Origin of the sequence: Burkholderia sp. 8Y, assembly GCF_902506145.1 — a bacterium.
Lineage (GTDB): Bacteria > Pseudomonadota > Gammaproteobacteria > Burkholderiales > Burkholderiaceae > Caballeronia.
On sequence record NZ_LR733520.1, the window covers coordinates 37983 to 55149 of the forward strand.

Sequence of the window (17167 nt, forward strand, 5' to 3'; positions counted from 1 at the left end):
CGGCCCTAGACGTGAAGTTCTTCACCGATTACTCGAATATTGCACTCATCGTCATTGCGCTCGTCTCGGGCGCGCTGCTGCTCTGGCCAACCATCACCCGACGCGGGCGCGGCGGCGTTTCCGCGGCGGAAGCCACCACGCTCATCAACCGGCGCAACGCCGTCGTCGTGGATCTGCGGCCCGCTGCCGAGTTCGCGAAGGGGCATCTGCCGTCGGCGCGCAACGTCGAGGCGGCGGAGCTCCAAGCAAAAATCGGCCAGATCGCGAAGAATAAGAGCAATCCGGTCGTGCTCGTCTGTCAGACCGGCCAACAGTCGCAGCGTGCGAGCCGCGCGGTGTCTGAAGCCGGCTACGCTGAGGTCCACGTCTTGCAAGGCGGGGTTGATGCCTGGCAGAAGGCAGGAATGCCGGTCGTGAAACAAGGAGCCGTCAAGTGAAAAAAGTCGTCATGTACAGCACCCAAGTGTGCCCGTATTGCCAGATGGCCGAACGTCTTTTAAAGTCCCGCGGGGTCGAAATTATCGAGAAGGTGCTGATCGACCGCGAACCGGGCCGCCGCGAAGAAATGATGTCGCGCACCGGGCGCCGCACCGTGCCGCAGGTTTATATCGGCGACACGCACGTCGGCGGCTACGACGATCTTTCGGCGCTCGACCGCAAGGGTGGTCTCGTGCCGCTGCTCGAGTCGGCCTGACATCACCACACACTGCCCGGCCACGCGCCGGGCAACCGAATCACCTAGGAAATTACTATGTCCGACGAGAACAACCAGCCGTTTTTCAACATCCAGCGCATTTACCTGAAGGATATGTCGCTCGAGCAGCCGAACTCGCCCGCCATCTTCCTCGAACAGGAAATGCCGTCGGTTGAGGTCGAAGTCGACGTGAAGGCCGACCGTCTCGCGGAAAGCGTGTTCGAAGTGCTGGTGACGGGCACGGTCACGGCGAAGGTCGCGGACAAGGTCGCGTTCCTGATCGAGGCGAAGCAGGCCGGCATTTTCGACATTCGCAATATTCCGGGCGAGCAGATCGACCCGCTCGTCGGCATTGCATGCCCGACCATTCTGTTCCCGTATCTGCGCTCGAACATCGCGGACGCCATCACGCGCGCCGGCTTCCCGCCGATCCACCTGGCGGAAATCAACTTCCAGGCGCTGTACGAACAGCGCATCGCCCAGCTCGCGAGCGCCCAGGAAGGCGCGGCGAACGGCGCGACGCACTGAGCGTCACGCCGCACTGACTCTGCCGAACCGGAGCCGAGCATGAAAGTAGCCGTCCTCGGCGCCGGCGCGTGGGGCACCGCACTAGCGGGCCACCTCGCGACGCGGCACGACACGATGCTCTGGGCGCGCGACGCCGCGCTCATCGAATCCCTTTCCCACTCGCACGAAAACGCGCGCTACCTGGCGGGCGTCGCCTTGCCGCGCGCGCTCGCATTCGAAGCCGACTTCGATGTCGCGCTCGCGCATGGCGCCGCGCCCGACGCGCTGTGCGTCGTCGCCACGCCCGTCGCGGGCTTGCGCTCGCTCTGTCGCGCGATGCGGCAGGCGGGCGTGGTTCCCGCGCATATCGTCTGGTTGTGCAAAGGTTTCGAGGCGGACACGCAATGTCTGCCGAACGAGGTCGTCGCGGCGGAACTGCCCGCGCACAGCAGCAACGGCACGCTGTCGGGGCCGAGCTTCGCGCGGGAAGTCGGGCGCGGCCTGCCGGTCGCGCTCACCGTGGCGAGCGCATCCGCGCAACTTTGCGCGCAGACGGTCGCCGCGTTCCATCACGGCGCCATGCGAATCTATACGGGCGACGACGTGATCGGCGTCGAAGTGGGCGGCGCGGTGAAGAACGTGCTCGCCATTGCCACCGGCATCTCCGATGGCCTTGGCCTCGGCCTGAACGCGCGCGCGGCGCTCATCACGCGGGGGCTCGCGGAGATGTCGCGGCTCGGCGTCGCCTTGGGCGGTCGCGCGGAGACGTTCACGGGCTTGACGGGTCTGGGCGACCTGATCCTGACCGCCACCGGCGACCTGTCGCGCAACCGCACGGTCGGCGTGCAACTGGCGTCCGGCCGCACGCTCGACGAGATTCTTGCCGCGCTCGGCCATGTGGCCGAAGGCGTGCGCTGCGCGCGCGCGGTGCTGTCGCTCGCGCAGTCGCGTGGGATCGACATGCCGATCACACACGCGGTATGCCGCGTGCTCTTCGAAAACGTCGCGCCGCGCGACGCGGTGCATGCGCTGCTCAGCCGGGACTCGAAGGCGGAATAGCGCGACGTTTCTTTTGGAGACGCGCCTTGGCAAAGCTCGAAGCTGTCCTCGTCGACATCACGACGCTTCACGTCGATGCCATCGTCAACGCGGCGAACAAGTCGCTGCTGGGCGGCGGCGGCGTCGATGGCGCGATTCATCGCAAGGCGGGCAAGGGCCTGTTGCGGGAATGCGAGACGCTCGGCGGCTGCGAAACCGGCGACGCCAAAATCACCAGCGGTTACGAGCTTCCCGCGAAGCATGTGATTCACGCGGTCGGGCCGCGATGGAGCGGCGGCAAGCGCAACGAAGCGCAACTGCTCGCGAACTGCTACCGGCGTTCGCTGGAACTTGCCGCCGAGGCACGTTGCGCGTCCATTGCGTTTCCGGCGATCAGTTGCGGCATTTATCGGTTTCCCGTCGAGGATGCGGTGAGGATTGCGGTGTCGACGGTCATCGACACGTTGCCGCTTGCGCCTTCAATCCAGCAGGTCGTCTTCGCGTGCTTCAGCGACGACATGCTCGCACTCTATCTCGCCGAACTCGACGTTCACGCGCCGCCGTCGAAACCGGATTGACGCCACGCTTCGAACGTCACGATCGCCACCGTATTCGACAGATTCAGGCTGCGATTGCCAGGACGCATCGGCAGCCGCACGCGCTGTTCTGTCGGAAAGCGTTCCAGCAATTCCGCCGCCAGACCGCGCGTCTCTGCGCCGAACACGAACCAGTCGCCGGGCTTGAAAGCATGATCGAAGAACGGCGTCGAGCCGCGCGTCGTAAAGGCGAACATGCGCGTCGCGTCGGGCGATTCCTTGGCTAAGAACGCGTCCCAGTTCGCGTGGACGCTCATTTCGGCGTACTCGTGATAGTCGAGGCCGGCGCGCCGCATCTTCGCGTCATCGAGGGGAAAGCCTAGCGGCTCGATCAAATGCAGCCGCGCGCCCGTGTTCGCGCACAGGCGGATGACGTTGCCGGTGTTCGGCGGGATTTCAGGTTCGACCAATACGACGTTGAACATGGATTGCAGTGCTTGTGGCTGACGAAGTTAGTCTTTCGGGGTGCGCAGCGCGACGAAGTTCGTCACGCGCCGCGCGCCCGCGAGCTTGAGCGTGCGGGCGAGGGCATCGAGCGTCGCGCCGGATGTCATCACGTCGTCCACGACGCCGATGTGTTTGCCGCGCACGTCGCGCTCAACGACGAACGCCGACGCGACGTTGCGCCTGCGGGTATCGGCATCCAGCCGAGACTGCTGCGCGGTATGAACGGTCCGCACGACGAGCGCCGGATCAGCCGGTACGCCAAGGCGCCGCGCGAGCGGACGCGCAATCGCCCACGCCTGGTTGTAGCCGCGCTCGACGAGCCGCTTGCGCGACAGCGGGACCGGCACGATCACATCGGGCGTCGGGAGCGTGCTGTCTTCGAAAAGCGTGTGCAGATGGCGCGCGAACTCCGCGCCCGCAGCAAGACGCGCGCGAAACTTCAACTCGACCGCCAGTGTATCGAGCGGCGCGCGATAGTCGGCGATGGCGAGCGTGTCGTTGAACGCGGGCGGATTCTCAAGGCACGCGGCGCAATGCACGCGCGTGTCTTCGCGGTCGCGCCGCAGCGTGGACGGCGCGAGCGGCATCGCGCAGGTCGCGCATCGGAAACGCGGCTCGTTCCAGTATTGTTCGTCGCAGCCGGCGCATAGCAATTGCTGCGACACATTGCCGCATAACGCGCACAGGTTAGGCAGCGCGAGTTCAAACGCGCGCTTCGCCACGGCTGCAAAGCCTGAGGCGCGCGCCGTGGATGGCAGCAACTCGCGAAGGACGTTCATGGCTAAAAGCGGTGAGGCAGGCTCGGTTGGGCTGACGCCGAGGCACGCGCAACGGATGCGCCGGGCCCATTTCAAGACGACCGAGTATACTTCGCACTCTTCGCGAACAGATCGTCATGTCCCCAACGTCTTCCAGAACTGGCCGACCGGCCTATGATCCGCGCCGTTTGCGCGAGATCTTCGACCGTCGCGCCGCCGCTTTCGACGACGTCGCGTTCCTGCCGCGCGAGATCGCGGATCGCATGCGCGAGCGTCTCGATTACATCAAGGTCGCGCCGGCGCGCGTGCTCGATGCGGCCTGCGGCGCGGGCGCGGACCTGCCGCGCTTGCGGGAGCGGTTTCCGGAGGCGTCGGTGCTCGGCGTCGATATCTCCGCCGCGATGCTCGCGCGGGCGCACACGGCCGACGCCGCGGAAGCGGAAAGCGGCGCGGGCTGGCGGCGCTTCTTGCCGACGACGCTCGCGAAGGCGTTCGGCGCACGCGGCCCGCAACTCGCGCAGGCCGACTTCTCGGCGTTGCCGTTCGCATCGGCCGCGTTCGACATGCTGTGGTCGAATCTCGCGCTGCACTGGCACTCGCGCCCTGACCTCGTGTTTCCGGAATGGCAGCGCGTGCTCAAGGTGAACGGCTTGCTCATGTTCAGCACCTTCGGCCCCGACACGCTTCGTGAACTCGCGGCGGCGTATCGCGAAGCCGAACGCACGCTCGACCTGCCGCCGATGCCGCACACCATCGATTTCGTCGATATGCACGATCTCGGCGATATGCTCGTCGAGAGCGGTTTCGAGATTCCGGTGATGGATCAGGAAGTGCTGACGATCACCTATCGTTCTCCCGAATCGCTGCTCGCGGATGTCGCGCGCTGGGGCGCGTATCCGTTCGAACGGGAAGCCGCGAGCGGCCGCGCGGACGCGCAAGCCTTGCGCGGCGCGGTGCACCGGGCGCTCGACGCCTTGCGCCGCGACGACGGCACGATCCCGCTCACGTTCGAAGTGATCTATGGTCACGCGTGGAAAGCGGTGCCGCGAACGACGGCGGAAGGGCATGGAGTCGTTCGGCTGGAAGACATCGGACGCGGGCCGAAACCGCACCGCTGAGGCGTGACAGAGAAGTTTGAGGGGCGGTTCGGTCGAGCGGTAAAGAGGGTGCGTGTTATGTCATAGATTTGCACCCGACGGACACGCGAAAAGGTGCGTCAATTCCGCGCAGAAGCTTGTGCCATCTGGCTTTGCGACGTATAGACCCTTGCTTGTGGATGCTACCCAACCCGCCTATAATGCGTCAGTTTGTCGCCCGAACTGACACAAATTTGGGCGAAATCCGAGCAAAAGTATGTGATTGCGTGTGCGGACGGATGGAGGCAGCGATGCAGGTCAGCCAGACGCTGACGGAGTCGGAGCCGGTCATCAAGGACTGGCTGATGAAACGCAACTGCTCGGTGTCGCCGCGTCAGTTCGTGGGCTTCTATGCGTCGCTGGCGCTCTTTTCGCTGGCAGTCGCAACGCCGCTTTTCCTGAATGGCGCCTGGCTGGTGCTGCCGTTCACCGGAGTCGAGTTGACAGTCGTGACCGTCGCGTTCCTGATTCATGCGCGACACGCCGTCGATTACGAACGAATCCGGCTGTTTCAGAACCGGTTGTTGATCGAACAGATGAACGCCGAAGAATTGACGCGGTTCGAGTTCAATCCGCGCTGGGTGCGGGTCGAAACGGGCGCGACGCCGAGGGAGCCGCTCACGATCGTATCGCGCGGCCAGTCGGTGAAAGTCGGACAACACCTTGCACAGCATCGTCGCAAACAATTTGCTGCCGAACTGCAGGCGTCACTGAGACGCCTGGCTTGAGGAGGAACTGGGCGTGGCAGGCGCGATGCGCAACGGGGGTCGAGGGTTTGAATGGAAATTTTGGGTAAGGATGCTATGAAAACAATCAAGCGAGCCCTCTCGGGCGTGCTGGCGGCGGGCGCACTGCTCAACGCCGGCGTAGCCCTGGCGGTCAACGACAGTCCTGGCGGTCCCGCTGTGAATGAGATCAATTTCCAGCAGCCAGTGACGAAGATCGCCGAGGAGCTCTACGGCGTCCATATCTTCATGCTCATCATCTGCACCGTCATTTTCCTTGGCGTGTTCGGGGTGATGTTCTATTCGATGGTCAAGCATCGCAAGTCCAAGGGTTTCAAGCCTGCGCACTTCCATGAAAGCACCACGGTCGAGATCATCTGGACCATCGTGCCGTTCATCATCGTCATTCTGATGGCGCTGCCGGCCACCAAGGCCGTCGTCGCGATGAAGGACACCACCAACGCCGATCTGACCGTCAAGGTCACGGGCTACCAGTGGAAGTGGGGCTACGACTACGTGAAGGGCCCGGGCGAAGGCATCAGCTTCCTCTCGACGCTGTCCACGCCGCGCAGCCAGGTCAACGGCCAGACGCCGATTTCGGATACGTATCTGCAGGAAGTCGATAACCCGCTCGTCGTGCCGGTCGACAAGAAGATCCGCATCATCACCACCGCGAACGACGTGGTTCACTCGTGGTACGTGCCGGCGTTCGGCGTGAAGCAGGACGCGATTCCCGGCTTCGTGCGCGACACGTGGTTCAAGGCGGAGAAGGTCGGGACGTATCGCGGCTTCTGCACGGAACTGTGCGGCAAGGAGCACGCGTACATGCCGGTCGTCGTGGAAGTGCTGTCCACCGACGACTACACGAAGTGGGTCGACGCCCAGAAGAAGAAAATGGCTTCTTCCGCCGACGATCCCAACAAGACCTACACGATGGACGAGCTGAAGACGCGCGGCGCGCAGATCTACGCGTCGAACTGCGCGGTCTGCCACCAGCCGACCGGCAAGGGCGCGGGCCAGTTCCCGGCGCTCGACGGCAGCAAGGTGGCGAACGGTCCGATCGCCGGTCACGTGAACATCGTGCTGCACGGCAAGGGCGCCATGCCGCCGTGGCAGACGACGCTCAACGACGTGGAAATCGCATCGGTCATCACGTACGAGCGCAACACGTGGGGCAACCACACCGGCGACATCCTGCAGCCGAAGCAGGTCACGGACGCGCGCAACGGCAAGATGCCCGAAGGCGGCGATCACACGGCGGCGGCGGGCGGCGAAGCGGCGAGCGGCGCGGCGGCATCGGGCGCGGCCGATGCCAGCGCGCCGGCTGCGGCGTCCGGCGAACAGACGGCGCAGGCATCGCAGGCGGGCGCGCTCCCGGCCAGCATCTACTTCGAGACGGGCAAGAGCGATCTGCCCGCCGACGCAAACAACGCAGTGCAGGCCGCCGCCGCTTACGTGAAGGCGCATCCGGACGCGAAGATCGCGCTTTCCGGCTTCACGGACGCAACCGGCGGCGCCGACCTCAACGCGGATCTCGCCCGGAAGCGCGCACAAGCCGTTCGCGACGCGCTGAAGGCGGCAGGTGTCTCGGAAGAACGTATCGTGTTGAAGAAGCCCGAGTCGGTCACGGGCGGCACGGATGCGAAGGAAGCACGCCGCGTCGAAATCAGTCCGGCTGCTTGACATGTCGCGCGTGCGCTTCTCCTTCGCTCAAGGCAACGGAGAAGCACGCGGGCAACGCCAAGTGCCTCGAGTATTCGCTTTAGGAGATGATTGTCATGTCTAGCATCGGACACGATGTAGTCGCGGGTCACGACCACGCGCACGACGACCATGCGCATGGAACACCGCATGGTTGGCGCCGGTGGCTTTTCGCCACCAACCACAAGGACATCGGTACCTTGTATCTGCTGTTCTCGTTCATCATGTTCCTCTCCGGAGGCGTGATGGCGCTCGGCATTCGCGCCGAGCTGTTCGAACCGGGCCTGCAGATCATGCGCCCCGAGTTCTTCAACCAGCTGACCACCATGCACGGCCTCATCATGGTGTTCGGCGCGATCATGCCGGCGTTCGTCGGCTTCGCGAACTGGATGGTGCCGCTGCAGATCGGCGCATCGGACATGGCGTTCGCGCGCATGAACAACTTCAGCTTCTGGCTGCTGCCGGTCGCGGCCGTGCTGCTCGTCGGCTCGTTCTTCGTGCCGGGCGGCGCGACCGCCGCGGGCTGGACGCTGTACGCACCGCTTTCGACGCAGATGGGCCCCGGCATGGACTTCGCGATTTTCGCGGTCCACATCATGGGCGCGTCGTCGATCATGGGCGGCATCAACATCGTCGTGACGATTCTGAACATGCGCGCGCCGGGCATGACGCTCATGAAGATGCCGATGTTTGCGTGGACGTGGCTCATCACCGCGTACCTGCTGATCGCCGTGATGCCGGTTCTGGCTGGCGCGATCACGATGGTGCTGTTCGACCGTCACTTCGGCACGTCGTTCTTCAACGCGGCGGGCGGCGGCGATCCGGTCATGTACCAGCACATCTTCTGGTTCTTCGGCCACCCCGAGGTGTACATCATGATCTTGCCGGCGTTCGGGATCGTGTCGCAGGTGATCCCGGCGTTCTCGCGCAAGCCGCTCTTCGGCTATAGCTCGATGGTGTACGCCACCGCTTCGATCGCGATTCTCTCGTTCATGGTCTGGGCGCACCACATGTTCGCTACCGGCATGCCGGTGACGGGCCAGCTCTTCTTCATGTACGCGACGATGCTGATCGCGGTGCCGACGGGCGTGAAGGTGTTCAACTGGGTCGCGACGATGTGGCGCGGCGCGCTGACCTTCGAAACGCCGATGCTCTTCGCGATCGGCTTCCTGTTCGTGTTCACGATGGGCGGCTTCACGGGCCTGATCCTTTCGATGGCGCCGCTCGACATCCAGATGCACGGCACGTATTACGTGGTGGCGCACTTCCACTACGTGCTGGTGGCCGGTTCGCTTTTCGCGCTGTTCGCGGGCTGGTACTACTGGTCGCCGAAGTGGACGGGCTGGATGTACAACGAAACACGCGGGAAGATTCACTTCTGGGCGTCGATGATTTTCTTCAACGTCACGTTCTTCCCGATGCACTTCCTGGGTCTCGCGGGCATGCCGCGCCGCTATGCGGACTACCCGGCGCAGTTCACGGACTTCAACCAGATCGCGACCATCGGCGCATTCGGTTTCGGTCTCGCGCAGGTGTACTTCCTGTTCGCGGTCGCGCTGCCGACGTATCGCGGCGGCGGCGAGCACGAGAAGGCCAGCGACAAGCCGTGGGATGGCGCGGAAGGGCTCGAATGGACCGTGCCGAGCCCGGCGCCGTTCCATACGTTCGAGAACCCGCCGACCGTCGAGTAAGTCGTCTCCCTGTTCTGTGAGGCTTCCACGCGAAGCCTCACAGATTTCCCGAGCAAGAACGCATGGCCCCGAATCCACAAAAAAGACGCTCCCGCGAGGAAATCCGAGCGGGCAACAAGCGGCTCGGTCTCATCATGATGCTGATCGCCGCCGTCTTTTTTCTGGGTATCGTCGTCAGGCAATACCTGTTGTCGCGAGGCTAATGTGTCCACTCAGCAGGAAGATTCGCATATCGACCGCTCGTTCAACCGGTCGATGCTGCTCAAGCTGTTCGTCGTCGCGGCGATGATGTTCGGCTTCGGCTTCGCGCTGGTGCCGATGTACCGCGCGATCTGCCAGATCACGGGCATCAACAATCTCGTGCAGCGCGATGTCGGCGCGCGCGAGGCAAAGAACACGCAGGTCGATGCGAGCCGCACCGTTTCCGTCGAATTCGATGCCAACGCGCGCGGGCCGCTGCGGTTCAAGCCGGAGCAGTCGAATCTCGACATTCACCCCGGCGAAGTGATGACGGTGATGTATCAGGTGACGAACGAGCAGGGGCGCACGGTGAAGGCGCAAGCCATTCCGAGCTATGCGCCGAAGCAGGCCACCGAGTTTTTCAAGAAGATCGAATGCTTCTGTTTCACCCAGCAGACGCTCGCGCCGAACGAGACGAAGCGCATGCCGGTGGTGTTCGTCGTCGATCCGAAGCTGCCGAAGGACGTCAGGACGATCACGCTGTCGTACACGTTTTTCGAACTCGACGCGCCAAAACTGGCGGCCAAGGGAACATGAACATCATGAATGGACAGACGCAGAAGAGCGGCGGCTTCCTCAAGCTCGTGAAGGCGGTGTTCTGGTCGTTCTTCGGCGTGCGGCGGCGGGCGGACCTGGAAAACGACGCCGCGCAGTTGAACCCGCTGCATCTGATCGCGGCTGGCGTGATCGGTGCTGCGCTTTTCATCGTCGTGCTGCTGGTGATCGTGCGCGCGGTGGTTCGGTAGGCCCAACACGAAACGCGCTCGCGCCGGACGGCGCTGCGGCAAAATAATTCAAGCAACTGGATCGAAGTGGAGAATCAACGATGAGCGGTCAAAACGAGAGCCCGTACTATTTCGTGCCGCATCCGTCACGGCATCCGATCATGGCTGCGTGCGGCTTGCTGGTAATGCTGTCGTCGCTGGCGGCGTGGGTCAACGGGCAGTCGTTTGCGCCGTTCACCACGTTCCTCGGCCTGCTGTTCCTGCTGTTCGTGCTGTGGCACTGGTTCGGCGACGCGATCTCCGAATCGGAAGGCGGCATGTACGGCAAGCGCGTGGATGTGTCGTACCGCTGGAGCATGAGCTGGTTCATCTTCTCCGAAGTCATGTTTTTCGGCGCGTTCTTCGGTGCGCTCTTCTATGCGCGCGCCATCGCGCTGCACGAACTCGGCAGTCTCGATTACAAGCTGATCTGGCCGGACTTCTCCGCCGTCTGGCCGAACAACGGTCCCGCCGCGCTCGTCCCGCATTTCCGCGCGATGGTGCCGTGGCCCCTGCCGACCATCAACACGGCGCTGCTGCTTTCGTCGGGCGCGACGCTGACGGTGGCGCACCATGCGCTGCGCGAAGATCATCGCAAGAAGGCGATCGGCTGGCTCGCGGCGACCGTGCTGCTCGGCATGATCTTCCTGTTCTGCCAGGGCTACGAGTACTTCCACGCGTACAACGAACTGAACCTGACGCTCTCATCCGGCGTGTACGGCTCGACGTTCTTCCTGCTGACGGGCTTCCACGGCTTCCACGTGTTCCTGGGCGGCACCATGCTCGCCGTGGTGATGGTCCGGCTGATTCGCGGACACTTCACGCCTGAGCATCACTTCGCTTTCGAAGGCGCCGCGTGGTACTGGCACTTCGTGGACGTCGTGTGGCTCGGGCTTTACGTCGTCGTCTATTGGCTGTAACTGCGCTTCTCCGCGGGCTCAGGCTCGCAGTGCAAGCACGCCGCCCCGACGTTCGAGGGCGGCGTTTTGTTTTGTTCCGTGGCGATGCCGCGACAATACGCCTCGTTCTTGCGAACCTTCGCGGCGGGTTATCGTCCGAGAGGAATGCCCGTCGACTGAATCCAGCCCATCCAGTGCGCGAACAGGATGAACAGGAAGAGCGAAATGGACAGCCCGACGCGCATGGCGAGCGACCACACCATCCGCTTGGTCTTGCCGCGGTCGGTCATCATGAAGTACAGCGCCGAGCCGAGGCTGCCGAGAATGAGGATGAAAGCGATGGCGACGATAATGTGCATGAAACCAGCCGGCAAAGTTGCTCAACTTGCCCGGATAACGCATTGAGCAGTATGGAAACGAGTCATCTCATTATCTCACTCGAAGCATTCCGCCGTGCGGCGGCGCACAGCTTCGCGCGGCGGCCGCGGTCATGAAAATTCGCTTCTGGCCCACGCTTCTCATTCTGATCGTCGTTGCCGTGACCGTGCGGCTCGGCTTCTGGCAGCGCGACCGCGCGCATCAGAAAGAGGCGCTCAACGCGCGCATCACGGCGTTCGAAAATGCGCCGGCGCAGCGCGTGGGCGTCGCTCCGATACCGCTGAAATCCGTGGAGTTCCATCGCGTGAAGGCGCGCGGCGAGTTCATGCCGGAGCGCGTCGTTTATCTCGATAATCGTCCGTATAACGACCAGCCGGGCTTTTACGTCGTGATGCCGCTTAAACTCGAAGGCGGCGGCTACGTGCTCGTCAATCGGGGATGGTTGCCGCGCAACCTGGCTGACCGCACGGGCATCGAGCCGTACGAGACGCCGACGAGCGTCGTCGAGGTCGAAGGCATCGCGCGCGCCAATCCGTCGCAGGCGTTCGAGCTGGGCGCGGGCGGATCGGCGACGCATCAGCAGATTCGCCAGAACCTCAGCATTCCGGCCTTTGCCGCTGAAACCGGGCTCACGTTTCAGCCGTTCGTGATCCAGCAGACGAACGACACGCACGACCGGCTCGTGCGCGACTGGCCCGCGCCGACGCAGGGCGTCGAGCGCAACTACGGCTACATGCTCCAGTGGTGGGGCATGGCCGCCGCCGCCGTGGGCTTCGGCCTGTACGCCGCGCGCCGCGCCGCGAAGAAAGGCGGCACGCGTCTGGTGGACGACCCCGACGACGAAGCCGTGGACCACGCGTGACTCAACTCTCACTGAATTCTTGATGCCATCTCAACGTCCCACGACTGCCGACAGACCCCGCACGCCCCCAAGAGGATCATGGATCAGCGGCCGCTGGATGCTCGTGCTGCTCGCGCTCGTCTGCGCGGCGCCGGTCATCGCTTCGTATCTGATGTACTACGTGTTCAAGCCGGCGGGCGGCACGTCGAGCTATGGCGCGCTGATCGAACCGCAGCGGCCGATTCCGGCGCAACTCGTTGTCACGGACGAAAAAGGGCAGGCCATGCCGCTCAAGTCGCTCGAAGGCAAATGGCTGATGATCACCGTCAACGGCAGCAATTGCGACGAGCAATGCGTGACGCGCCTCTACTTCATGCGGCAGGTGCGGGTGCTGCAATCGGCGGAGCGCGAGCGTGTGGTCAACGTCTGGCTGCGCACGGATGACAATCCCGTCGCGGATGTCATCAAGACGGCGTATCCGCAGCCGGACACGCGCATGCTGATCGCGAATCCGCGCGCCATCGCCGACTGGCTGCCCGCTGCGGACGGCACGAAAATCACGGACCACATCTATCTGGTGGACCCGAACGGCAATCTGATGATGCGCTTCCCGAAGAATCCCGATCCCAAGAAGATCAACGCGGATCTGGCGAAGCTCCTGAAGTGGTCGCGGATCGGATAAAACGCGGGTTGAAGGTGAAACATGAGTTATGTATTGCAATTGGGGCTGATCGGCTTGTGCATCGCGCTTTTGCCGCTGTCCTTCGTCTGGGTGAAAGCCGATGACAACAAGTTCCGCAAGCTCGTCTGGCTGACCACGTTTCTGACGCTCGATCTCATCATGTTCGGCGGCTTCACGCGCCTGACCGATTCCGGCCTCGGGTGTCCCGACTGGCCCGGCTGCTACGGCACGTCGTCGCCGTTCATCGCGCACGCGCAAATTGCCGCCGCGTATCAGGCGATGCCCACCGGCCCCGTCAGCATGGTCAAGGCGTGGATCGAGATGCTGCACCGCTACTTCGCGATGGCGATCGGCGTGCTGATCATCGCGCAGGTGGTCATCGCGTGGACGGCGCGCATCAAGCGTCGTCCGCTGCACGTGTCGCCGTGGTGGCCGACCGGCATCCTGCTGCTGATCTGCCTGCAAGGCGCGTTCGGCGCGTGGACCGTCACGTTGAAGCTGCAGCCGGTCATCGTCACGACGCATCTGTTGCTCGGACTCGCGCTGCTCGGCGCGCTCGGCTGGCTCGCGGCGCGGCAGACGCCGATTCCGTCGCTCGATTCTGCCGCCGCGCGCTGGATGCCCGCCGCGCTCTTCGGGCTTGCGCTGCTGGTGGTGCAAATCGCGCTCGGCGGCTGGGTGAGCACGAACTATGCTGTACTGGCCTGCACCGACTTTCCGCTCTGCAACGGCCAATGGATTCCGCCGATGAACTTCGAACACGGCTTTCACCTGTGGCGCGCGCTCGGCATGACCGGCGACGGCGACGTGATCTCGCAGGACGCGCTGGTTGCGATTCACTGGACGCACCGCACATTCGCGGTCGTCGTCGTGCTGTATTTGCTGTGGCTGGCCGCGAAACTGCGCCGCTTCGAATCGCTACGCACGCCGGCGAACGGCGTGCTGGCGGTCATCGTCATTCAATTCCTGACCGGTATGTCGAACATCGTGCTGCAATGGCCGCTGCCGATTGCCGTCGCCCATAACGGCGGGGCCGCGATCCTGCTGCTTCTGCTCGTCATGCTAAACTTTCGAATCTCTTCCAGCCGTCCCGGCCGCGCCGCGCTTCCCGCACGCGACGTCGTTTCAGCGTGATGGCTCATGCCCATGGATAGCACGACACTCAATTCCCCCCTCGGCAGCCGCGTCTCGCAATACATTGCGCTGACCAAGCCGCGCGTCACCCAGCTCGCCGTGTTTTGCGCCGTCATCGGCATGTTTCTGTCGACGCCCGGCATGGTTCCCTGGACCAAGCTGCTCGGCGGCGCGGTCGGCATCTGGCTGCTGGCGGGCGCGGCGTTCGCCATCAATTGCCTCGTCGAACAGAAAGTCGATGCAAAGATGCGCCGCACCGCGTGGCGTCCTTCGGCGCGCGGACAGATCACGAGCGCGCAGATTCTGATGTTCTCGGCGGTGCTGGGCGGCATCGGCATGTGGACGCTGTACCGCTTCACCAATCCGCTGACGATGTGGCTCACGCTCGCCACCTTCGTCGGATACGCGGTCATTTACACGCTGTTGCTGAAGCCCTATACGCCGCAGAACATCGTGATCGGCGGCGCGTCGGGCGCCATGCCGCCCGCGCTCGGCTGGGCAGCGGTCACGGGCGCGGTCCCGGGCGACGCGTGGATTCTCGTGCTCATCATCTTCGTCTGGACGCCGCCGCATTTCTGGGCGCTCGCGCTGTATCGCCGCAAGGACTACGAGAACGCCGGCCTGCCCATGCTGCCCGTCACGCATGGCGAAAAGTACACGCTGCTGAATATTTTTCTCTACACCATCGTGCTGTTCGCCGTCACGCTGATGCCGTTTATCTCCGGCATGAGCGGCGTCGTGTATCTGGCGAGCGCAGTGGCGCTGGGCGGCGTCTTTCTGGGCTATACGTGGAAGCTGTATCGCGAATACTCGGACGCGCTCGCGCGCAAGACCTTCCGCTACTCCATCGTGTATCTGTCGCTGCTCTTCGGGGCGCTGCTCGTCGATCACTACGTGCGCACGGTGATCGGCGCATGAGGCATATCGTTCTTCGGTTGCTCGCGCTGTTCGCCTGCGCGGTCGCGCTGTGCGCGTGTGAGAAAGCGCCGGATTTCAAGAATCTGGACATCACCGGCAACAAGCAGTTCGGCAGCGATTTTGCCTTGCCGGATACGGCCGGCAAAACGCGCACGCTCGCGGATTTCAAAGGCAAGGCAGTGGTGCTGTTCTTCGGCTACACGCATTGCCCGGACGTTTGCCCGACGACGCTCGCCGAACTATCGCAAGCCATGCAGCAGCTCGGCGACAAGGCGAAAGACGTGCAAGTGCTGATGGTCACCGTCGATCCCGCACGCGATACCTCCGCACTGCTCGGCCAGTACGTGACGGCGTTCAATCCGACGTACATCGGCTTGCGTCCGGCCAATGACGCCGAGCTTCAGAAAGTCGCGAAGGACTTTCGCGTCTACTACGCGAAGGCGGCGGGCAAGACGCCCGGCGACTACACGATGGATCACACCGCCGCAAGCTACGTCTTCGACAAGGACGGCAAGCTGCGGCTTTTCGCGCGCGATGGACAAGGCGTCGAGCCGTGGGTGCACGATCTGAAGCTGCTGATCGACTGAGCAACGGATCATTCGAAGCGGCCTGCGGGCCGCTTTTGCTTCATGGCTTCATGGCTTCATCGCTTCATGGCTTCGATGGTTGCGGCACATTCCACCTCGGCGCGAGGCGCGCCGCGTTGAACTCGGTGATCTCGTAATGCGCTAGTTGCTGCCGCGCGAACGGGTCTTCCGCGATGATTTCGTCGAGCCACGCGCGATCGACACCTGACGCGATGATCACGCCGCCGTCGTGCGGCACCTTTGGCCCTGCCATCACGAAAACGCCCGCCGCGAAATACCGTTCGAGGAAGCGGCGATGTTCTTCCAGTGCATCGTCGATTTCGGCAAGCGCGCCGGTGTAACGCAGGTTGATCACGTACATGTAAGCCGCCGTCGGGAAGTGAGTCGCAACTCCGATTCTAAGCGGACCCTGAGCCGACCGCGCGCCGGATATTCACATGAGGAATCTGTATTTCCGCCCGCGCCGCGCCTGTGCGAGCATGCGCCGCTCCGGCCGGATTGCTCGCGCCGGAGCCCGTATCACGTTATCCCGCAGTCATTTGCATTCGAAACAGGAAGACCATGCAGCGCAGAAATATGCTTAAAGCCCTGGCGGCCGTCGTGGCGTCGGCCGCGTTCGTCACGAGTTTCTCGGCACACGCCGACGACAAGGTCATCAAGGTCGGCACGATCAGCGGGCCCGACGCCCAGATCTGGCAAGTCGTGCAGAAGGTCGCCAAGCGCGAGGGGCTCAGCGTGAAGGTGATCGAGTTCAACGACTACGTGCAGCCGAACGCCGCGCTCGACGCCGGCGATCTCGACGCCAACAGTTTTCAGCATCAGCCGTATCTGGACAGCCAGGTCAAACAGCGCGGCTACAAGATCGTGAGCGCGGGCCTGACCTACATTTCGCCGCTCGGCGTGTACTCGAAGAAGTTGCAGTCGCTGAAGGACCTGCCGCAAGGTGCGAAGGTCGCGGTGCCGAACGATCCGTCGAACGAGAATCGCGCGCTCTTGCTGCTGCAGTCGCAAGGCGTCATCAAGCTGAAGGCGGGCGCGGGCGCTAACGGCAATAACGCGACTGCGCTCGACGTCGCCGAAAACCCGAAGAAGATCAAACTGGTGGAACTCGACGCGGCGCAGTTGCCGCGCACGCTCGCGGATGTCGACGCCGCCGCGATCAACACGAACTTCGCGCTCGCCGCAGGTCTGCAGCCGACGAAAGATGCGATCGCGCTCGAAGACGTGCATAGCCCGTACGCGAATCTCATCGCCGTGCGCGCGAAGGACAAGGATCAGCCGTGGGTGAAGAAGCTGGTCGCAGCCTACCAGTCGGACGATGTGCGCCAGTTCATGAAGAGCGAATTCAAGGGCTCGGTCGTGCCTTCGTTCTAAGCGGCGGCACCCTGCGGTCGAAAACGGCGTCCCCCCCGGACGCCGTTTTTTTTGCGC

Annotated in this window: 23 protein-coding genes; 19 read left to right on the plus strand and 4 right to left on the minus strand. The window is 63.6% G+C overall.

Going from position 1 to position 17167, the window contains the following annotated elements; genetic code table 11:
- Nucleotides 1-11 precede the first annotated feature (11 nt).
- From GV035_RS10795 to GV035_RS10815, 5 genes are read left to right on the plus strand one after another with little or no spacing between them, the layout of a single operon-like run.
- Nucleotides 12-437 carry a rhodanese-like domain-containing protein gene (locus GV035_RS10795; protein WP_159835107.1) on the plus strand — a complete coding sequence of 142 codons (426 nt, stop codon included), beginning with the start codon at nt 12-14 and terminating at the stop codon, nt 435-437.
- The gene (gene grxC, locus GV035_RS10800; RefSeq protein ID WP_159835108.1) at nt 434-694 is read left to right on the plus strand and encodes a glutaredoxin 3; all 261 of its coding nucleotides are present in this window, start codon (nt 434-436) and stop codon (nt 692-694) included. Before GV035_RS10795 ends, grxC begins: the two co-directional genes overlap by 4 nt.
- A 57-nt stretch (nt 695-751) precedes the next feature.
- Nucleotides 752-1222, plus strand: coding sequence for a protein-export chaperone SecB (gene secB / locus GV035_RS10805; protein WP_159835109.1), 471 nt, complete (start codon nt 752-754; stop codon nt 1220-1222).
- 39 nt (nt 1223-1261) lie between these two features.
- Nucleotides 1262-2260 carry an NAD(P)H-dependent glycerol-3-phosphate dehydrogenase gene (locus tag GV035_RS10810; protein ID WP_159835110.1) on the plus strand — a complete coding sequence of 333 codons (999 nt, stop codon included), beginning with the start codon at nt 1262-1264 and terminating at the stop codon, nt 2258-2260.
- A gap of 26 nt (nt 2261-2286) precedes the next feature.
- Nucleotides 2287-2817, plus strand: coding sequence for an O-acetyl-ADP-ribose deacetylase (locus GV035_RS10815; protein WP_236572582.1), 531 nt, complete (start codon nt 2287-2289; stop codon nt 2815-2817).
- On the opposite strand, the gene trmL is transcribed toward GV035_RS10815, so the two are convergent.
- Nucleotides 2790-3260, minus strand: coding sequence for a tRNA (uridine(34)/cytosine(34)/5-carboxymethylaminomethyluridine(34)-2'-O)-methyltransferase TrmL (gene trmL, locus GV035_RS10820; protein ID WP_159835112.1), 471 nt, complete (start codon nt 3258-3260; stop codon nt 2790-2792). The genes GV035_RS10815 and trmL overlap by 28 nt on opposite strands.
- Before the next feature lie 27 nt (nt 3261-3287).
- A complete protein-coding gene (locus tag GV035_RS10825; RefSeq protein WP_159835113.1) occupies nt 3288-4061 on the minus strand; it encodes a ComF family protein in 774 nt (257 codons plus the stop codon).
- Between the two features lie 116 nt (nt 4062-4177).
- Between GV035_RS10825 and GV035_RS10830 the strand changes: the two genes are divergently transcribed.
- The 8 genes from GV035_RS10830 (at nt 4178) to GV035_RS10860 (ending at nt 11217) form a co-directional block, all read left to right on the plus strand.
- A complete protein-coding gene (locus GV035_RS10830; protein ID WP_159835114.1) occupies nt 4178-5158 on the plus strand; it encodes a methyltransferase domain-containing protein in 981 nt (326 codons plus the stop codon).
- Nucleotides 5159-5427: 269 nt separating this feature from the next.
- Complete coding sequence (locus tag GV035_RS10835) at nt 5428-5904, plus strand: DUF2244 domain-containing protein (protein ID WP_159837814.1); 477 nt, start codon at nt 5428-5430, stop codon at nt 5902-5904.
- 51 nt (nt 5905-5955) lie between these two features.
- On the plus strand, nt 5956-7584 hold the full coding sequence (coxB, locus tag GV035_RS10840) for a cytochrome c oxidase subunit II (RefSeq protein WP_159835115.1): 1629 nt from the start codon (nt 5956-5958) through the stop codon (nt 7582-7584).
- 95 nt (nt 7585-7679) lie between these two features.
- Nucleotides 7680-9293, plus strand: a complete 1614-nt coding sequence (ctaD, locus tag GV035_RS10845; RefSeq protein ID WP_159835116.1) for a cytochrome c oxidase subunit I — start codon at nt 7680-7682, stop codon at nt 9291-9293.
- Nucleotides 9294-9355: 62 nt separating this feature from the next.
- The gene (locus GV035_RS29090) at nt 9356-9496 is read left to right on the plus strand and encodes a cytochrome oxidase small assembly protein (RefSeq protein ID WP_201303963.1); all 141 of its coding nucleotides are present in this window, start codon (nt 9356-9358) and stop codon (nt 9494-9496) included.
- Between the two features lie 52 nt (nt 9497-9548).
- A complete protein-coding gene (locus GV035_RS10850) occupies nt 9549-10070 on the plus strand; it encodes a cytochrome c oxidase assembly protein (RefSeq protein ID WP_236572722.1) in 522 nt (173 codons plus the stop codon).
- A 5-nt stretch (nt 10071-10075) separates the two neighbouring features.
- Entirely contained in the window at nt 10076-10279 is a 204-nt protein-coding gene (locus tag GV035_RS10855) for a DUF2970 domain-containing protein (protein ID WP_442859589.1), read from the plus strand.
- Nucleotides 10280-10359: 80 nt separating this feature from the next.
- Nucleotides 10360-11217 (plus strand): cytochrome c oxidase subunit 3, encoded by an 858-nt coding sequence (locus GV035_RS10860; RefSeq protein ID WP_159835119.1) that lies wholly within the window; start codon nt 10360-10362, stop codon nt 11215-11217.
- Between the two features lie 128 nt (nt 11218-11345).
- Here GV035_RS10860 and GV035_RS10865 read toward each other — a convergent pair whose 3' ends face one another.
- On the minus strand, nt 11346-11555 hold the full coding sequence (locus GV035_RS10865) for a twin transmembrane helix small protein (protein ID WP_035961831.1): 210 nt from the start codon (nt 11553-11555) through the stop codon (nt 11346-11348).
- Between the two features lie 131 nt (nt 11556-11686).
- Here GV035_RS10865 and GV035_RS10870 point away from each other — a divergent pair, with 131 nt between their 5' ends.
- From GV035_RS10870 to GV035_RS10890, 5 genes are read left to right on the plus strand one after another with little or no spacing between them, the layout of a single operon-like run.
- A complete protein-coding gene (locus GV035_RS10870) occupies nt 11687-12436 on the plus strand; it encodes an SURF1 family protein (protein ID WP_159835120.1) in 750 nt (249 codons plus the stop codon).
- Nucleotides 12437-12458: 22 nt separating this feature from the next.
- Nucleotides 12459-13097: an SCO family protein gene (locus tag GV035_RS10875; protein ID WP_159835121.1), complete on the plus strand. Its 639-nt coding sequence runs from the start codon at nt 12459-12461 to the stop codon at nt 13095-13097.
- A gap of 21 nt (nt 13098-13118) precedes the next feature.
- Nucleotides 13119-14231: a COX15/CtaA family protein gene (locus GV035_RS10880; RefSeq protein ID WP_159835122.1), complete on the plus strand. Its 1113-nt coding sequence runs from the start codon at nt 13119-13121 to the stop codon at nt 14229-14231.
- A gap of 12 nt (nt 14232-14243) precedes the next feature.
- Entirely contained in the window at nt 14244-15149 is a 906-nt protein-coding gene (cyoE, locus tag GV035_RS10885) for a heme o synthase (RefSeq protein WP_159835123.1), read from the plus strand.
- Complete coding sequence (locus GV035_RS10890) at nt 15146-15736, plus strand: SCO family protein (RefSeq protein WP_159835124.1); 591 nt, start codon at nt 15146-15148, stop codon at nt 15734-15736. Before cyoE ends, GV035_RS10890 begins: the two co-directional genes overlap by 4 nt.
- Nucleotides 15737-15800: 64 nt before the next feature.
- Here the strand turns inward: GV035_RS10890 and GV035_RS10895 are convergent, their stop codons facing one another.
- On the minus strand, nt 15801-16097 hold the full coding sequence (locus GV035_RS10895; protein ID WP_159835125.1) for a YciI family protein: 297 nt from the start codon (nt 16095-16097) through the stop codon (nt 15801-15803).
- Nucleotides 16098-16297: 200 nt separating this feature from the next.
- On the opposite strand from GV035_RS10895, the gene GV035_RS10900 reads away from it, so the two are divergent.
- A complete protein-coding gene (locus GV035_RS10900; RefSeq protein WP_159835126.1) occupies nt 16298-17110 on the plus strand; it encodes a MetQ/NlpA family ABC transporter substrate-binding protein in 813 nt (270 codons plus the stop codon).
- The last annotated feature ends 57 nt before the right edge of the window (nt 17111-17167 follow it).

Coding starts and splice junctions, on each gene's coding strand:
- cyoE (WP_159835123.1), top strand. CDS start 14,244: ATGGATAGCACGACACTCAATTCCCCCCTCGGCAGCCGCGTCTCGCAA.
- secB (WP_159835109.1), top strand. CDS start 752: ATGTCCGACGAGAACAACCAGCCGTTTTTCAACATCCAGCGCATTTAC.
- GV035_RS10890 (WP_159835124.1), top strand. CDS start 15,146: ATGAGGCATATCGTTCTTCGGTTGCTCGCGCTGTTCGCCTGCGCGGTC.
- GV035_RS29090 (WP_201303963.1), top strand. CDS start 9,356: ATGGCCCCGAATCCACAAAAAAGACGCTCCCGCGAGGAAATCCGAGCG.
- GV035_RS10850 (WP_236572722.1), top strand. CDS start 9,549: ATGCTGCTCAAGCTGTTCGTCGTCGCGGCGATGATGTTCGGCTTCGGC.
- GV035_RS10875 (WP_159835121.1), top strand. CDS start 12,459: ATGCCATCTCAACGTCCCACGACTGCCGACAGACCCCGCACGCCCCCA.
- GV035_RS10825 (WP_159835113.1), bottom strand. CDS start 4,061: ATGAACGTCCTTCGCGAGTTGCTGCCATCCACGGCGCGCGCCTCAGGC.
- GV035_RS10855 (WP_442859589.1), top strand. CDS start 10,076: ATGAATGGACAGACGCAGAAGAGCGGCGGCTTCCTCAAGCTCGTGAAG.
- GV035_RS10835 (WP_159837814.1), top strand. CDS start 5,428: ATGCAGGTCAGCCAGACGCTGACGGAGTCGGAGCCGGTCATCAAGGAC.
- GV035_RS10870 (WP_159835120.1), top strand. CDS start 11,687: ATGAAAATTCGCTTCTGGCCCACGCTTCTCATTCTGATCGTCGTTGCC.
- coxB (WP_159835115.1), top strand. CDS start 5,956: ATGGAAATTTTGGGTAAGGATGCTATGAAAACAATCAAGCGAGCCCTC.
- GV035_RS10865 (WP_035961831.1), bottom strand. CDS start 11,555: ATGCACATTATCGTCGCCATCGCTTTCATCCTCATTCTCGGCAGCCTC.
- GV035_RS10900 (WP_159835126.1), top strand. CDS start 16,298: ATGCAGCGCAGAAATATGCTTAAAGCCCTGGCGGCCGTCGTGGCGTCG.
- GV035_RS10860 (WP_159835119.1), top strand. CDS start 10,360: ATGAGCGGTCAAAACGAGAGCCCGTACTATTTCGTGCCGCATCCGTCA.
- GV035_RS10830 (WP_159835114.1), top strand. CDS start 4,178: ATGTCCCCAACGTCTTCCAGAACTGGCCGACCGGCCTATGATCCGCGC.
- GV035_RS10810 (WP_159835110.1), top strand. CDS start 1,262: ATGAAAGTAGCCGTCCTCGGCGCCGGCGCGTGGGGCACCGCACTAGCG.
- trmL (WP_159835112.1), bottom strand. CDS start 3,260: ATGTTCAACGTCGTATTGGTCGAACCTGAAATCCCGCCGAACACCGGC.
- GV035_RS10895 (WP_159835125.1), bottom strand. CDS start 16,097: ATGTACGTGATCAACCTGCGTTACACCGGCGCGCTTGCCGAAATCGAC.
- GV035_RS10880 (WP_159835122.1), top strand. CDS start 13,119: ATGAGTTATGTATTGCAATTGGGGCTGATCGGCTTGTGCATCGCGCTT.
- ctaD (WP_159835116.1), top strand. CDS start 7,680: ATGTCTAGCATCGGACACGATGTAGTCGCGGGTCACGACCACGCGCAC.